Below are 14,689 nucleotides of genomic sequence, written 5' to 3'. Positions count from 1 at the left end.
GCACGGCAACAACCGTACGCCTTATAGCTTTTCTGTTTATTCCTTGGAACTGGGAAGCATGAAAGGATTCAATGCCTGCTCAGTTCATTATTCCGCGTCGTTCACTTCTTCTACAGGTGCAGCTGCTTCTTCCGATTCATCTGCATCCTCATCCGTCTCAGCACGTGGAGCCGAGATGACGACAAGCGCTTCTTCATCGTCGTTGAGAAGTTCAAAGTTGGAAGACTCCCGGATATCTTTAACTGTAATCGACTCGCCGATTTGCAGGTTCGAGATATCAACATCAAATGATTCCGGAATGTCGGACGGTTTTACTTTGATAGTTACTTCCCGGATCGGCTGTTGCAGAACGCCGCCCTCTTTTTCACCAGGCGCCTCTCCCACAAGGTGTACCGTCACGTTAACTTCCAATTCCTCTGTCATATTAATCGCAAGGAAGTCGGCATGATAGATCTCGCCTTTCAGCGCATCTTCCTGATAATCCTCCAATACGACATTCAGGTCTTTTCCATCTACGTTTATTTTCAGTACGCCATTTCGGCCGACCTCACGTAATGTGCTCATCAGATCTTTTTCTTTCACTGCGATTGGCATGGATTCGATTTGGTATCCATATACCACGGAAGGGATGAACCCATCTTTTCGAAGCTTGGTTAATGTAGATTTTGGTTTAACTTCTCTTAATTTCGACTGTATTGCTGTACTCATATGCGTAGTCACCTTTCCTGAAAAAAAGTATTCTAACTATTGAAATACCCAACATCAGACGACATTAAACAGAAACATTTCCCTTAACTTTGCGGATAAGGATTTTTACTCAAACAATGTGCTGACCGATTTCTCTTCAAATACCCGGATAATTGCATCTCCAAGCAGCTTCGCAATCGATAATTGTTTGATCTTAGGTGATTTTTTAGATTCAGGCAAGTCGATCGAATTGGTAACAACCAATTCTTTGATTTGTGAATTGTCGATCCGTTCAATTGCAGGACCGGATAGGACAGGGTGTGTACAGCAAGCATACACTTCCTTCGCTCCACTTTCGATAATTGCGTTGGCAGCAATTGTAATTGTACCGGCTGTATCGATAATATCATCGATTAGGATAGCCGTTTTCCCTCTTACTTTACCGACGATGTTCATGACTTCCGCCACGTTCGGACGCGGACGGCGTTTATCAATGATCGCAATCGGCGCTTTCATGCGATCTGCCATTTTGCGGGCACGTGTCACTCCACCATGGTCAGGAGATACGATGACAAGATCATCACCTTCCAACCCTTTGCTCTTGAAGTACTCTGTTAAAATCGGTTCTGCGACAAGGTGATCGATTGGAATATCGAAGAAACCTTGGATTTGTGGTGCGTGTAGATCGAGACCGATCACACGATTCGCACCTGCCGTCTCCAAAATATTTGCAACTAGCTTAGCCGTAATCGGTTCGCGGGAACGAGCTTTACGATCTTGGCGTGCGTAACCGTAGTAAGGCATAACGACATTAATTGTCCGAGCTGATGCACGTCGAAGCGCGTCAATCATAATGAGAAGTTCCATGAGATTATCGTTTACAGGGTTGGATGTAGATTGAATTACGAATACATCACATCCCCGGATGCTCTCTTCAATATTGATTTGAATTTCTCCGTCGCTGAATCGTTTTACAGAACATTTACCGAGCGGACGCCCGATTTCATCCGCTACCTGTTGCGCAAGCGATTGGTTGGAATTTAACGAAAAGATTTTGAGTTTATCATTAGGATAATGATTAGCCATCATGGTCCCCCTATGGTTTTTTAAGATTTAATTTAGAGATGTAGCCTTCTTTATTCTCCTGTCGAGTGCGTGCAATTGCAAGTGAAGATTCTGGTACATTTTTTGTAATCGTCGATCCAGCCGCGATAAATGAGCCTTTTCCAATGGTAACGGGCGCAACCAAATTTGAATTGCAGCCGATAAAAGCATCATCTTCAATTATCGTTTGGAACTTGTTTTTTCCATCGTAATTGACTGTGATCGACCCGCAGCCAACATTTACATGGGAACCAACTTGCGCATCGCCGATATAACTTAAGTGGGATACTTTGCTGCCTTCACCGAGTGTCGATTTTTTCACTTCGACGAAATTGCCAATTTTAACATTGTCGCTGAGATTGGAATCCGGACGGATATGAGCAAACGGCCCGACTGTTGTGTGGGAACCGATTTTGCTATCTCGCACGACTGACGAATGAATCGTTGTTTCATTGCCGATTATGCTATTGTCTATATGGCTGTTTGGACCGATTGTACATCTCTCACCGATAATCGTGCGCCCTTCAATCATGACGCCTGGCTGCAAGATTGTATCACGGCCAATTTCAGCATCCACACTGATGTAGGTTTGCTCAGGATTAATGATCGTCACGCCATTGCGCATATGCTTTTCCGCAATGCGTTTCCGCATAGCCGCTTCCGCCTGCGCGAGCACTACCCGATCGTTTACACCAATTGTTTCGCTGAAATCATCTGTTACATAAGCGGCGATCGTCTCTTGCTCCGATTGCAAGATGCCGATCACATCTGGAAGATAGTATTCGCCTTGGGCATTGTCGTTTTTCACTTTTTCCAAAGAGGCAAAAAGGGCTTTATTGTCGAAGCAATAGGTACCTGTGTTGATTTCAGTAACCTGTTGCTCCTCCTGGTTGGCGTCCTTGTGCTCGACATTACGGATGACATTTCCGTTTTCATCCCGGATAATCCGTCCGTACCCAGTCGGATCTTCTGCGATGGCTGTTAAGATGGTCGCTTTCGCACCCATTTCGCGATGATGGGCGACGAGCGCTTCCATTGTTTCCGATTTGATCAGCGGGGTATCGCCGCAAACCACAATCGTCGTACCTTCCAAACCACCGAGTAACTCTTCTGCCTGTTTCACCGCATGGGCTGTCCCGAGCTGTTCCTCCTGAAATGCATAAGAACAGGATTCCCCGAGCAAGTCCTGCACTTTTTCAGCCCCGTGTCCGACAACGGTAACAATCTTATCGGCGCCAAGACCTTTAATATGGTCGACTACGTGCTCGACCATCGGTTTTCCACAGACAGGATGCATTACTTTATATAGATCGGACTTCATCCGCGTACCTTGTCCTGCAGCAAGGACGATGGCATATGTATTCGTCATGTGCTGTCCTCCATCCATAATTTCATTATTGACTATATATGAATTTCAGCATTTTTTCAACTATCCCCTCTTGACAACAGCTTCTTTTTCTTTTAGTATTATTTGCTTGTTTTTTTCTATGTATAAACTGACTTTCCATCCATGTATTTCTCACTCTCTTGCACAAAATAAAAGACCAACTCTATCTGTCGCGTTGGTCTTTTGCAGTTGTATGAAATTGTGGTACAGGGTTACGCGCCTGCTTCTTCCAGTACGCCGCGCTCTGCTACCTGATGGTACGCTTCCAGCACTGCGTCTTGTATTTTTGTACGCGCTCCCGAATTAATTGGATGGGCCACATCGCGGAATTCCCCTTCCGGCGTTCGTTTGCTTGGCATGGCCACAAACAACCCGTCATTCCCCTCAATGACCCGGATATCGTGGATGACAAACTCGCTATCCAATGTGATGGAAGCGATCGCTCTCATTCTGCCATCCGTATCTACCTTACGTAATCTCACATCTGTAACTTCCATTTTTTACCCCACTCCCTTTTCAAATGCGTTTCACTTTCTATATTCTACAAAAGCAATGAGAACCCTTCTTTTGTTCTAAAATATTTACACGATTTTGAAAAGTGGTTATCTGTTGGGAGTGAATAGTATAAAGAATTAAAAAGGAGCGTTGCTTTCCATCCTCAATAAAGAGAATTTTGGAACTGAAGAGCCTCTTCTTCCTCAAGATTTCACAAAGCCGACGGATTGCTTAAGTAATTTCCATGCCAGGAAGGCAATGAACAATAAAAGGAGGCTGAACAAGGCGGCAACCGGGATACTTAATAGGGTTGGAACGGAACCGTAATCCCAAATATCCATGCGAAAACCAACGCCAAATGTTCTTGCAATCCCTCCAATGAGTGAAACGATGGAACACACAGCTAAACCAACTGATAAGACACCCAGCACGGGACAGGCAAACATAAATAGCAGCGCTTTATAAATATTTTTCATTTTCATTTCCCTCCCTCCTATAAGATAAATTCACTGTTGAATCCGGATGAATATCCAACGTCTTTGCATAGCGAATTTCTTTGATCTCGCAGCCTTTCCCGATATAAACACATTCACCAATTACCAAATCCGCAACGGTATGCTCCAACCGTATGACCCTCCCTTCGATTCTCTCGCTTCTTAATGTTTTCTTTCCAATACCCAAAAAGTTGATATACGAGATGGCATGACTACTTACTGTTATTTCTTGCGCTCCTTTGATGTTGGAGATATGGCACGTGGAAGTCATGAGAAGTGTGACGAATTGCGCTTCCAGTACCCCCTTAATCATCACATGTCCTTTTGCATGAAATGTTCTTGATGTAACCTGCGTTTCAACTCGAAGAGAACCTGAGGAATCGACTTGATCTGCCACCAAGCTATTCAAAGTTGCACTGCCCGTATTGGTCATTAATGTAGTGGTACAATTGCCTTTTACTTTGCACGCACCTGAATTTCTAAATTCATTCGTATGGATTGATTGTAGGATGCATTGCCCAATACTTGTGAAAGTGTCAGTTGATATGTCGCTGTCATAGTTTGCATATCCCTTCACCTTGATTTTATCTTTCAACCTGCTATCTCCTTTCATTAAGCTTAATTATTAAGGTTACTTAAATATTGACCATTTATTTACCCTTAATAAATCAACCAAAAATTAATTTTCCGGCTGATTTATATCTTCCTCAATGATTGTCTTTAATTGTTGAAACATTTTTTTCACGTTCTCTACATCAGTAAAATCCAGTTGTGCGTAGTACTTTTCTATAATGATTTGGTCAATACGGTCTCTCGCTTCAAAATATTTTATGCCTGCTTCCCCTAATAAAACGATGATTTCCCGTCTATTATTCGTATTAATCTCCCGCCGCACATAATTCTTCTTATCCAGCTTGCTTATGATCTGGCTTACAGCGCTGGATGAAACCTTCATCAAGTCGGCAAGCTCACTGACTGTCAATCGCTTGTGTTTATTTAAGACCTCAAGCAAGACTGCTTGTTTGGACGTAATTTCATTGTCTATTTGGGATTCATATTTCTCCATTAAGGCTAAATTGATCTCATAAACCGTCCGGTTCAAGTCCTTGACCGTCTGAATTAACTCTTTGTTCAATGTTCTAACCACCTTTATAGTTTAGACAACTTAATTATATAGCAGGCTTTACGATTAATCAAATGCGAAGTCTCTCTCATAGTTTGATTTCAGCTTCTTAGTTGTCGGTATACGGATATGCAAGAAAAACAGGAAATTGCATACGAGCGTTCACAGTGATATACGAGCGGTAAACTATATATATGAGAGGTCTTGCGATTATACGAGCGGTTAGCGGGAAGAATCGAGCGGTCGCTTTAATTTTCGAGCACATCATCAAGCGACGTCACCAGCTACTATATGCGAGAGGTGTTCATCAAGCGCTTCATCAAATGTGGCTACCAGAAAAAAAACAATAAAAAATCAGGAAGAGATACACAATCTGTGTTCTCTTCCTGATCGATCATTAGATTACCGCGATGACTTCAATCTCAACCGCTGCATCTTTTGGCAGTCTAGCCACTTCCACTGTAGAGCGGGCAGGTGTGTGGGAGCCGAAGTGTTCAGCGTACACTTCGTTCAATGCCGCAAACTGGTTCATGTCTTTAATGAAGACAGTTGCTTTGATGACTTTATCAAGGCTTGTGCCAGCCTCTTCTAGTACAGCTTTCAAGTTGGCGAATACTTGGTGTGTTTGTTCTTGAATGGTTCCTTCCAGCAGTTGGCCGTCTGGTGTCATTGGAAGCTGGCCGGATGTGTACACAAATCCGTTTGCTTTCACCGCTTGTGCATAGGGTCCAATCGCTTGTGGTGCATCTTTTGTCGCTACATAGTTCATGACATCGTTCCACCCTTCTTAAAATAGTTGCCTTCCTGCAGTTCGATGGTGCGGTCTTTTTCATTCACCGCTTTCAGTTTGACCAATGACAAGAAGTCTTGGACGAGCACTTCCTCGGTATGTTCCGCTTCCACTAATACTGCAATGCCGGCAAGCTCGCAACCGAACTCCTCGAGCAGATTCTTCATGCCGGCCATTGTTCCGCCCGCCTTCATGAAGTCATCTGTGAGAAGGACACGCTGTCCGCTTTGCATACTTCTTTTCGATAATACCATTGTTTGAATTCTCCGTGTAGAGCCTGATACGTAATTAATGCTGACGGTAGATCCCTCGGTCACTTTGCTATCCCGGCGGACAACAACGACAGGAACATTCAAATGGCGCGCAATGGCATGCGCGATAGAAATGCCTTTTGTCGCAACGGTCATGATCACATCAATTTCCGTTTCGGCAAAAGCGGAGGCAAATACCTTGCCAATGCGGTCCATCATCTTTGGATTTCCAAGAAAATCGGTCATGTACAAGTAGCCGCCTGGAAGCAGACGGTCGGATCGGCCCAAGTTTTCCTTTAACATGGCCATCACTTCCCGGACTTCTGATTCCGTCACTTTCGGAATATATTTAACACCGCCAGCAGCACCTGAAACAGTAACCAATTTGCCGGTTCCGTTTTCTTCAAAGGTTTCTTTCACGATCGTCAAGTCTTCACTGATCGATGATTTTGCCGCCTGGTACCGGTCTGAAAAGTACGTAAGAGGAATTAATAAATGGGGATTTTCCAAAAGGTGGCGTGTCATATCAACCAACCTCTCACTTCTTTTCCATTTCATTTGAACACCCCCTAAAACCGAATATTTACTTGCAACTTAACATAAATGTACGTCTTTATACAAGAGGAAACCGTTCCCCTGTCATCCGGACTGCATGCACTTCGGTGCAAAAGCCCTTTAATCCATTATAAATACGCGAGACCCGTGATTCGTGTTTGACCAGGCCAAACACCGTAGGGCCGCTTCCGCTCATTAACACAGCATCTGCGCCAAACTGCTCCATTTTTTCTTTCAAAACAACCACCTGAGGATACAGTTTCATCGTAACCGGCTCCAGTACATTGCCGAGTGAACGGCACATCTGCTGATAATCGTTCGAAGCTAAAGCATCCATCATCTGTTTTGTATCTGGATGTTGAATAGATGAGATGTCCAAATTGCGATAAATGTCCGCTGTCGAGACTGAAATGGATGGCTTCGCTAGAATGACCCAACAATTCGGCGGTGCCGCCAGATGCTGAATCTTTTCTCCGCGTCCTGTAGCCAATGCAGTCCCGCCGTAGACACAAAACGACACATCCGAACCGATGCGGGCACCCAGTTCAGCAAGCTTGTCCGCGCTGAGCTGTAAACCCCAAAGACGGTTCAGCCCTCGGAGTGCAGCCGCCGCATCCGAACTTCCGCCTGCCAGGCCAGCCGCAACGGGGATATTTTTGTCGAGCGTGATTTCGACACCTTTATGTATGCCATACTCTTTCCGAAGCAGATCGGCGGCTTGGTAGGCCAAGTTTTTCCGATCGCTCGGCACGAACCGTTCTGATGCTTTTATTGTAATTTTCCCATCGTCTGTCGGCTTGAGCCAAACGCGATCCGCCAGATCCACAGTGGTCATAATCATTTCGACCTCGTGATACCCGTCTGGACGTTTATACAGCACATCAAGCGTCAGATTAATTTTGGCCGGTGCTTTTTCATATAACATCCAGCTCCCTCCATTCATTCCGCTACTCATTGTTCCCTATTTTACCATAGGCCAAGCCGTTTGCGGTACTTTCATTTGCAAAACGGCATATGGGATGGAAAAGGGCTGCTTGGAACAGATTTCTCTTCCTCGCAGCCCTTCCCGTGTCAGTCGTTTATGAGTTGAAAGGTGTTAAGCGGTTATTTCTTTTGGGCCATACCTTGTTCCGCCATTTCAATCGCTCGCTTCACCATATTTCCTGCGTCGCGTGATTTGATTCCTCCCCAACCTTCTCGCTGGACAACATCGTAAAATCCAAGTTCTTTCGCAATTTCTTCCTTCAAGCGCTCAGACATTACTCGTTTTCTCGCCATTCGGTTTTCCTCCTTTGCGACTGACAACCGTAGTATGAGTCCAAACCATAAAAAAACACCTATTCCTTCTATAGATAAAAGGAAATAGATGTCCAAACGTAATCTTTAAAAACATTCCGCGCTCATCCTCCCAAATAGGAGGACGAGGCAAAATGAGATGAAAAAAATAAATCAAACCATGATGGCAAAACGAATTATTTGACGACAAACGCAGTTGCGTCACCGTCTGCTAGAACTGTTATTTCGACCGCTTCGGTCAAAATATCCGCGTAGCTGTAAGACACCCTTTCAAAAGAATTTTCGTCCTGGTCCAGTTCCACTACAAAAACTGCCCGATACGTCTCTCGAAGGACTCCGGCCCGTTCAATCGTCTTCTTCCGGCCGCCGTTTGCTCTTACATACAAACGTTTTCCTAAGTGAGCATCCAATGACTTCTTAATGTCCGCTAATGTTTTTGGCACGTCGCTTACACCTCACTGTGTATAAGCATAACACTTTTAAAAAGTTCTGTCAATTAAAATTAGAATTTTATCAGTAGATGCTTACTTTTGTCAATCGTTTTTTCGCTTTTTTCGACACTTTTGACATTTCGACGTACCAAATTTGTCACTTCTGAGGTCTATGGAAATCAGGATAAAGGGCGTTCGCCAATCGGCCAAACTCTTCGATCGTCAGCGTCTCTCCCCTTCGGCCCGGATCGATTCCCACTTTCTCGAATGCATCCAATATCGCATCCTTCTTCTCCTTGCCGCTTGGAAGTGACGATTGCAAGTTATTTAAAATCGTCTTTCTCCTTTGCACAAAGGAACCTCTGGACACCTCGAATAGGAAGTCCTCATCAATTACCTCGACAGGCGCTTCTGTCTTTCTCGATAAACGAATCACAGCAGACTCCACGTTCGGCTGTGGCATGAACACCGTTTTTGGCACAATCATAGCGACTTCCGCATCCATGTAATATTGAATGGCAATGGACAATGAACCATATGCTTTCGTTCCAGGAGAAGCCGTAATCCGATCAGCTACTTCTTTTTGCATCATAATAACAAGCCGTTCAATTGGCACCTTGCTCATGAGGAACTTTAATATAATTGGTGTTGTCACATAATAGGGAAGGTTGGCGACGACCACTACTTCGTCCACATCTGTAAAATACTGCTCCATGACAGCGTTTAAATCCGCCTCCAGAATGTCTTGGTGGATAATCTTCACATTCGGATAAGGCGATAACGTATCCTCAAGCACAGGTAGCAGCCGCCCATCAATTTCAAAAGACACGACTTGTCCTGCTTCCCTTGCAATTTGTTCAGTAAGGGCGCCAATGCCAGGTCCGACTTCAATAACACCCGTCCGTTTTGTCAGTCCGGCGTGATACACGATATTCTTCAAAATATTGACGTCGATCAAGAAATTCTGGCCTAAACTTTTCTTAAATGAAAACCCATACGTCTCCAAAATTTCTTTCGTTCGATTGGGTGTAGCAATGTCTTTCATCCTTGCGCCTCCTCTATAGCCTCTAAAGCCCGCTTCACTTGTTCCACTTCAATCCGGAACATTTCAAGCCTCTTCTTTAAACCTTTGCCATTCACCTGGCCTATATTCAACAATGTAGCTAATCGATCACGACGCTGTTTGGCATCTGGATGGCCAATCAACCGCTCCTCATATAAAAATGACAACGGAATCTCTGTGTTGCACTCCGTGTCGGTTGTATACACTTGCTGCAGCGCTTCCCGGATATCGTCATCGGCAGCATGCTCTATGCCAACTTTTTTCCCGTTTTTTGCAATGGATTTCTTTTTATGCAGAAACGCGTGCTTCACACCTGGCACTCGCTCTTCGATAATCGCACGGATCCGTCTGCCTGGATAATCCGGATCGGTAAAGACGATGACTCCCCTTGTTTCTTGTGCATGTTTGATTTGCAAGAGTGTCGTTTCACTGACAGCGGACCCGTTGGTCTCAATCGTCTCCGCACCAGTTGCTCGATTAACCGCAATCGTGTCAGATTTTCCTTCCACCACGATAATTTCTCTGATGTTCACACAACATCCTCTTTCCTACTTGATTTCATTTCATCTTACTTCTCAATATTCATTCTGTACAGCATTATAGACAAGCATCCGTCACGTAGAAACAGGCCGGTTCCCCTGCTGCTTATAACAATCCCATCCACTTTACTGAACGGAAAAACCGCAGGGCCTGTAAGAAGCCCTGCGGAACGATCTATTCATAAGACTCAGGTTGGTTGACCTTTGTGTACTGAATACGTTGAACTTACTTAATCAATTACCTTGATTTTCACTTTGCGTCTTCCAAAATTATAAGCATCCGATTTAGTCGGCACATGCAAGTCGATGCGATTGCCTTTAATGGCACCGCCAGTATCACCTGCTACGGCATATCCGTAGCCTTCCACCCATACTTTTGAACCAAGTGGAATGACACTCGGGTCGACCGCAATGACTTTTAAATTTGGATTGGCCCGTAAATCGAGACCTGTCGCCGTTTTTCCTGTACACCCATTACAATACGCCGTATAGGCTGTCGCAGTGACGTAAAATTCCTTGCCGCCTGAAGAGCCGTTATTCCGGGAAACCCCGACTCCCTTCGATGGGCCGGCACTCGCTACAAGCACTCGTGTACCAACCGAGACCACTTTATCCTGCGGTTTGGAAAGTACCGTTTCAGCAACTAGCTTTCTTGACACTTCTTTCCCATTTTCCTTGACGATTTCGAACTTCCGCTCCACTTTTCCTTTCTTGCCTGGGTGGACTACTTTTTCGCGTCCTTTCAGCAATTTGGAATCCTTTTGTGTAACGACTGTGAAGTTCGTTGGTTCTTCCACTACATCGGTGACCTTTTCCACTCGAACGATTTCCACAATGGAACCCGGTTTAACCAAACCATCCGCTTTCCGATTGAGCTTATCATGTTCATTCATTTGAATGTTTTCTCTCTTTAAAAAGTCAGCGACCGTAGTCGAAGTTGACCATACTTCCTTCTCTTTTCCCCCGTCATTCAACGTAACTGTAAATGCCCGTTCGATTGAGATTTTGTTATCGTCTCCCACTCGTTGTGAGAGTGCTGGAGAAATCTTGTCGTGTTCTGAAACGTCGACTTTCGCTTCCGCTAAAATGTCGTCAACCTGTCGATCGGTTGTCCAGACGGCTGTTTTGTTTTTACCGTCATCTATTGTAATTTTTTTTGCCTGTTCCCACCTGATTGACAAACCTTCTTCAATCGGTGTATTCACTGAGGGTACTACTAAATCTTTCTCTGACACATCAATTTCCTGTTCGGAAAGTAGATGGCCAACTGTATGTGCATGTGTTTTAACTTCGATTTGCTCTCCGTTCGCTTGCAGCGTGACGGATTTCTTTGCCCCTTCGTTCAGGACTAGTGAAATAACTGTCACAAATAATGCGATTGCTAGAATGGTCGCAGCTATTTGTTGACTCCTCAATGACCTAAAGAACAGATTTTTCATGTTTCCTTTTGGCATGAAAAAACCCCTCCTTCATCACTCGGCAAATTATAAAGGCTATAATCTGGGCTGTCAACCTCTTAGAACTTTCTCTCACTCAAAAACAAGAACAAATGATCGCATTCATTCACTGCAATCCTAGAAATTTAGCGCTTAAACACATGCACATTAAACTTTCAATCAGAAATATTAAATAACTTCAAAGCATTCCGGGTCGTCGCCTCTGCCACTTCTTCCACTGGCATATTTTTCAGGTGTGCAATTTCCTCTGCCACCAACGTCACAAATGCCGGTTCGTTGCGTTTTCCCCGATTTGGATGGGGTGCCAGATAAGGTGCATCCGTCTCAATCAACAAGTGCTCAAGAGGAATTTCTGTCGCCACCTGCTTAGGTGTTTTGGCATTTTTGAATGTCACCGGGCCTCCGAGTGAGATCATGAAGTTCATGTCAATGCATTCTCTGGCCGTTTCCACGCTTCCGCTGAAACAATGCATGATGCCACCCACTTCACGGGCTCCCTCTTCTTTCAATATCTGTACAACATCCGCCGTGGCATCCCGATTATGAATAATGATCGGCAATTCCACTTTCTTCGCCAGGTGAATCTGTTTGCGGAACAATTCCTGCTGAACATCCTTCGGCGACTTGTCCCAATAATAATCGAGCCCGATTTCTCCGATGCCCACTACCTTTGGGTGCTTGGCAAGAGATTCAATCCACTGCAAATCTTCCTCCGTGCAATCAATCGCATCAACCGGGTGCCAGCCAACTACTGCGTAAATAAATGGATAAGCCTCTGTCAGCTCCATCGCTTTTTCAATTGTTTTCCGATCAAAGCCGATGACTACCATTTTTGTCACGTTGGCATCCAATGCCCGTTGAATCACTGCTTCCAAATCTTCCTCGTACTGATCCGCATTTAAGTGCACATGGGTATCGATAAACATATTTTTCGCCTCACAATAGCTTTATTCTATTAAAAAGTTATATTTCTATCGTAACAAATCAATTACAGAACAATTAAAAAATGAAGACGGCGTTTAACAAAACGCCGTCATTGTTACATTTTCATCGTCTTACTTTACTTTAGCGCCATTTTCCAATTGTGGATCGACTGTTGCCAGCTTCAATGTGCCGCCTGATTGACCCGCCAAGATCATTCCTTGTGATAACTCGCCGCGCAATTTGACAGGTTTCAGATTGGCAACGACAATGACCTTTTGTCCGACTAATTGCTCCGGTTCATAATGCTCGGCGATGCCGGAAACAACTTGACGCTGCTCGTACCCTAGATCCACTTGCAATTTCAATAATTTATCCGCCTTCGGAATCCGCTCACATGCAGTGACAGTTGCAACACGCAAGTCTACTTTCATGAAATCGTCAATCGTAATTTCTTCAGAGAATGTCTCCTCTTTCTTTTCTTCTTTCACCTCTGCCTGCTTTGGTGCAGAAACAGACATTTGGTCACGAATGTATACAATTTCCACTTCTGGATCAAGACGCGGAAAGATCGGCACACCTTTTTCAACGACTTTTGTTCCCGCTGGCAAGCTGAAATCACCAAGTGTTTCCCATGCCAATAATCTTTCATTCAATCCAAGCTGTTCCATAATCTTAATAGGAGATTTTGTCATGAATGGCTGGAGCAACGTCGCAATATGGCGTAAAGAGACGACTAAATGGGCCATCGCTGACGCCAATTTCCCTCTGTCTGCTTCATCTTTTGCGAGCACCCACGGCGTTGTTTCATCTATATATTTATTCGTCCGGGAAATAAGTGCCCATAAATCCGAAAGGACGACACTGAACTGCATTTTTTCCATAGAAATTTCATATTTTTTCACTGTTTCTGTCATGAAATTCCGTAATTCTTCGTCAAATCCTGTATCTTCTAATCCTTCTGTCGGAACCGCTCCGTCGAAGTATTTATTAATCATAGATACGGTACGATTTAACAAGTTCCCGAGGTCATTTGCCAAATCATAATTCGTGCGTTCCACAAACGATTCCGGTGAGAATGTACCATCTTGTCCAAACGGCAGCTCTCTTAATAAGAAGTAGCGCGTCGCATCCAAGCCGAATCGTTCCACCAGCATTTCTGGGTAGACAACGTTTCCTTTGGATTTCGACATTTTTCCATCTTTCATCATGATGAATCCATGGGCGAATACTTTCTTCGGCAACGGCAAATCAAGAGCCATCAAGAAGATCGGCCAATAAATCGTATGGAATCGGACAATATCCTTACCGACCACATGTACATCTGCCGGCCAATACTTCTGGAACAGGGAATCATCATCCGTTCCGTACCCAAGCGCCGTAATATAGTTCGTCAAGGCATCCACCCAGACGTAAATCACATGTTTCGGGTCGCCAGGCACTTTAATGCCCCAGTCGAATGACATACGGGAGACCGAAAGATCCTCTAACCCTGGTTTAATGAAATTGTTGATCATTTCATTTTTTCGTGATTCCGGCTCAATAAATGTCGGGTTTTCTTCATAATATTGAAGCAGCCGGTCCGCATATTTCTTCATATTAAAGAAATACGATTCCTCTTTGACGCGTTGAACAGGCCGATTGCAATCCGGGCAGTTGCCCTCGACTAGCTGCGCTTCCGTGAAGTATGATTCGCATGGAACGCATTTCCATCCTTCGTACTCGCCTTTGTAAATATCACCGTTATCGAGGAACTTTTGGAAAATCTTCTCGACTGCAGATTTATGGCGTTCCTCTGTCGTGCGGATCAAATCGTCATAGGAGATATCCATCAGCTTCCAAAGATTTTTCGCAATGTCCGCAATGCCATCTACATAGGTTTGAGGAGCTAATCCCTCTTCTTCCGCCTTCTCCTGAATTTTTTGGCCGTGTTCATCCAAACCAGTCAGGAATCGGACATCATAGCCACGAAGTCTTTTGTATCGTGCCATCGCATCGGATGCCACTGTCGTATACGCTGTTCCGATATGGAACTTTCCACTCGGATAGTAGATCGGGGTGGTAATATAGAAAGTATTTTTATTATCTGCCACAAC

At 44.4% G+C, this 14,689-nt stretch carries 17 protein-coding genes; all 17 read right to left on the bottom strand.

Going from position 1 to position 14,689, the window contains the following annotated elements; all coding sequences use genetic code 11:
* Positions 1 to 87 precede the first annotated feature (87 nt).
* Positions 88 to 708 carry a 50S ribosomal protein L25/general stress protein Ctc gene (locus tag ACSW3C_RS18600; RefSeq protein WP_486564411.1) on the bottom strand — a complete coding sequence of 207 codons (621 nt, stop codon included), beginning with the start codon at positions 706 to 708 and terminating at the stop codon, positions 88 to 90.
* Positions 709 to 813: 105 nt separating this feature from the next.
* Positions 814 to 1,773, bottom strand: a complete 960-nt coding sequence (locus ACSW3C_RS18595) for a ribose-phosphate diphosphokinase (protein WP_248514047.1) — start codon at positions 1,771 to 1,773, stop codon at positions 814 to 816.
* 10 nt (positions 1,774 to 1,783) lie between these two features.
* Positions 1,784 to 3,160: a bifunctional UDP-N-acetylglucosamine diphosphorylase/glucosamine-1-phosphate N-acetyltransferase GlmU gene (glmU, locus tag ACSW3C_RS18590; RefSeq protein ID WP_486564409.1), complete on the bottom strand. Its 1,377-nt coding sequence runs from the start codon at positions 3,158 to 3,160 to the stop codon at positions 1,784 to 1,786.
* 230 nt (positions 3,161 to 3,390) lie between these two features.
* Entirely contained in the window at positions 3,391 to 3,675 is a 285-nt protein-coding gene (spoVG, locus tag ACSW3C_RS18585; protein WP_207959675.1) for a septation regulator SpoVG, read from the bottom strand.
* 201 nt (positions 3,676 to 3,876) lie between these two features.
* On the bottom strand, positions 3,877 to 4,155 hold the full coding sequence (locus tag ACSW3C_RS18580) for a hypothetical protein (protein ID WP_486564408.1): 279 nt from the start codon (positions 4,153 to 4,155) through the stop codon (positions 3,877 to 3,879).
* Positions 4,133 to 4,762, bottom strand: coding sequence for a hypothetical protein (locus ACSW3C_RS18575; protein WP_486564407.1), 630 nt, complete (start codon positions 4,760 to 4,762; stop codon positions 4,133 to 4,135). The genes ACSW3C_RS18580 and ACSW3C_RS18575 overlap by 23 nt, the downstream gene beginning before the upstream one ends.
* An 84-nt stretch (positions 4,763 to 4,846) precedes the next feature.
* Positions 4,847 to 5,302 carry a MarR family winged helix-turn-helix transcriptional regulator gene (locus ACSW3C_RS18570; RefSeq protein WP_486564406.1) on the bottom strand — a complete coding sequence of 152 codons (456 nt, stop codon included), beginning with the start codon at positions 5,300 to 5,302 and terminating at the stop codon, positions 4,847 to 4,849.
* A 385-nt stretch (positions 5,303 to 5,687) separates the two neighbouring features.
* Positions 5,688 to 6,059: a RidA family protein gene (locus tag ACSW3C_RS18565; protein WP_238079154.1), complete on the bottom strand. Its 372-nt coding sequence runs from the start codon at positions 6,057 to 6,059 to the stop codon at positions 5,688 to 5,690.
* The gene (gene purR, locus ACSW3C_RS18560; protein WP_486564404.1) at positions 6,056 to 6,889 is read right to left on the bottom strand and encodes a pur operon repressor; all 834 of its coding nucleotides are present in this window, start codon (positions 6,887 to 6,889) and stop codon (positions 6,056 to 6,058) included. Before purR ends, ACSW3C_RS18565 begins: the two co-directional genes overlap by 4 nt.
* A 55-nt stretch (positions 6,890 to 6,944) precedes the next feature.
* Positions 6,945 to 7,811, bottom strand: coding sequence for a 4-(cytidine 5'-diphospho)-2-C-methyl-D-erythritol kinase (gene ispE, locus ACSW3C_RS18555; RefSeq protein ID WP_486564402.1), 867 nt, complete (start codon positions 7,809 to 7,811; stop codon positions 6,945 to 6,947).
* Positions 7,812 to 7,990: 179 nt separating this feature from the next.
* The gene (locus ACSW3C_RS18550) at positions 7,991 to 8,164 is read right to left on the bottom strand and encodes a small, acid-soluble spore protein, alpha/beta type (protein ID WP_184212132.1); all 174 of its coding nucleotides are present in this window, start codon (positions 8,162 to 8,164) and stop codon (positions 7,991 to 7,993) included.
* Positions 8,165 to 8,358: 194 nt separating this feature from the next.
* On the bottom strand, positions 8,359 to 8,625 hold the full coding sequence (gene veg, locus ACSW3C_RS18545) for a biofilm formation stimulator Veg (RefSeq protein WP_238079157.1): 267 nt from the start codon (positions 8,623 to 8,625) through the stop codon (positions 8,359 to 8,361).
* A 145-nt stretch (positions 8,626 to 8,770) separates the two neighbouring features.
* Positions 8,771 to 9,658 carry a 16S rRNA (adenine(1518)-N(6)/adenine(1519)-N(6))-dimethyltransferase RsmA gene (gene rsmA / locus ACSW3C_RS18540; protein WP_238079158.1) on the bottom strand — a complete coding sequence of 296 codons (888 nt, stop codon included), beginning with the start codon at positions 9,656 to 9,658 and terminating at the stop codon, positions 8,771 to 8,773.
* Positions 9,655 to 10,209 carry a ribonuclease M5 gene (gene rnmV, locus ACSW3C_RS18535; protein WP_486564400.1) on the bottom strand — a complete coding sequence of 185 codons (555 nt, stop codon included), beginning with the start codon at positions 10,207 to 10,209 and terminating at the stop codon, positions 9,655 to 9,657. The genes rsmA and rnmV overlap by 4 nt, the downstream gene beginning before the upstream one ends.
* Positions 10,210 to 10,445: 236 nt before the next feature.
* On the bottom strand, positions 10,446 to 11,669 hold the full coding sequence (locus tag ACSW3C_RS18530) for a resuscitation-promoting factor (protein ID WP_238079160.1): 1,224 nt from the start codon (positions 11,667 to 11,669) through the stop codon (positions 10,446 to 10,448).
* Positions 11,670 to 11,827: 158 nt separating this feature from the next.
* Positions 11,828 to 12,598: a TatD family hydrolase gene (locus ACSW3C_RS18525; protein WP_486564399.1), complete on the bottom strand. Its 771-nt coding sequence runs from the start codon at positions 12,596 to 12,598 to the stop codon at positions 11,828 to 11,830.
* 129 nt (positions 12,599 to 12,727) lie between these two features.
* Entirely contained in the window at positions 12,728 to 14,686 is a 1,959-nt protein-coding gene (gene metG / locus ACSW3C_RS18520; RefSeq protein ID WP_486564397.1) for a methionine--tRNA ligase, read from the bottom strand.
* Positions 14,687 to 14,689: the final 3 nt, after the last annotated feature.

It is taken from the genome of Sporosarcina sp. AD_1, assembly GCF_057373025.1.
This window is presented reverse-complemented; position numbering and strand designations above follow the sequence as displayed.

Excerpts from the sequence above, each read along its gene's own strand:
- ACSW3C_RS18600 (WP_486564411.1), bottom strand. The coding sequence starts at position 708 with ATGAGTACAGCAATACAGTCGAAATTAAGAGAAGTTAAACCAAAATCT.
- ACSW3C_RS18595 (WP_248514047.1), bottom strand. The coding sequence starts at position 1,773 with ATGGCTAATCATTATCCTAATGATAAACTCAAAATCTTTTCGTTAAAT.
- glmU (WP_486564409.1), bottom strand. The coding sequence starts at position 3,160 with ATGACGAATACATATGCCATCGTCCTTGCTGCAGGACAAGGTACGCGG.
- spoVG (WP_207959675.1), bottom strand. The coding sequence starts at position 3,675 with ATGGAAGTTACAGATGTGAGATTACGTAAGGTAGATACGGATGGCAGA.
- ACSW3C_RS18580 (WP_486564408.1), bottom strand. The coding sequence starts at position 4,155 with ATGAAAATGAAAAATATTTATAAAGCGCTGCTATTTATGTTTGCCTGT.
- ACSW3C_RS18565 (WP_238079154.1), bottom strand. The coding sequence starts at position 6,059 with ATGAACTATGTAGCGACAAAAGATGCACCACAAGCGATTGGACCCTAT.
- purR (WP_486564404.1), bottom strand. The coding sequence starts at position 6,889 with ATGAAATGGAAAAGAAGTGAGAGGTTGGTTGATATGACACGCCACCTT.
- ispE (WP_486564402.1), bottom strand. The coding sequence starts at position 7,811 with ATGTTATATGAAAAAGCACCGGCCAAAATTAATCTGACGCTTGATGTG.
- ACSW3C_RS18550 (WP_184212132.1), bottom strand. The coding sequence starts at position 8,164 with ATGGCGAGAAAACGAGTAATGTCTGAGCGCTTGAAGGAAGAAATTGCG.
- rsmA (WP_238079158.1), bottom strand. The coding sequence starts at position 9,658 with ATGAAAGACATTGCTACACCCAATCGAACGAAAGAAATTTTGGAGACG.
- ACSW3C_RS18530 (WP_238079160.1), bottom strand. The coding sequence starts at position 11,669 with ATGCCAAAAGGAAACATGAAAAATCTGTTCTTTAGGTCATTGAGGAGT.
- ACSW3C_RS18525 (WP_486564399.1), bottom strand. The coding sequence starts at position 12,598 with ATGTTTATCGATACCCATGTGCACTTAAATGCGGATCAGTACGAGGAA.